The following is a 674-nucleotide window of genomic DNA, read 5'->3' on the forward strand; positions in this document are numbered from 1 at the left end:
TTCGTCTACAGGTAAAATTGATTACATGGTTGCAGGCGGTGCGACACAAAAGGGTAATGAAATTTGGGTGCAATCAATTACTTTTGATAATAGTTGGGGTATTCCTATGGGAAGCCTTGGTTGTTGCTGGCAAAGTGCCGGTAAAACAAGTGGCGTTTACGATCAAAAATTCCCAGAAAAAGTCGCCGTTGAATGGTTAGATAAGTCAGAAAATAGAATTTACTTTGGTGAAGTGGCAATAGATAAAAATGGTTATAAATTAGCCAGTAAATTACCTCGATTTAGTTACCTACAGGCGAAGTAGAAACTGATATTTACCCATATTTAATAGTTGGTATGGGTGAATCAGGTGAGATAAAGGTTTGGATTTCAAATACACCATCAGCCGGGTTTACTGGACGTGTTCTACACGAGCTTGGCTCTGGGCAAGCTCAATGGCGTGAGAATAAGTAGTAAAGCCACGACCCTAAGCTTATGTTCTATAAAGTATTCGCAGAGGCAGCCCGTAGCTCATGGCCCTGAAGAAGACGCTGAATTCACCACTAAAAACCACAGCTCGCGCTTTGTTATAATCAGCCTGCGCAAGCAGAGCTCAGCACACAATGGCAATCACAACTAATAAATGGATATAGATTATGGACAACCTCATAAAATTACTTCTTATTAGTCTGTTA

The 674-nt window shown here is 40.5% G+C and carries 1 pseudogene; it reads left to right on the forward strand.

Annotated elements, in window-relative coordinates:
* Window positions 1–304 (forward strand): annotated as a pseudogene (locus tag FW757_RS23145) (DUF2931 family protein); the annotation flags it as partial.
* Window positions 305–674 lie beyond the last annotated feature (370 nt).

Source organism: Pseudoalteromonas sp. 1181_04, assembly GCF_052850545.1.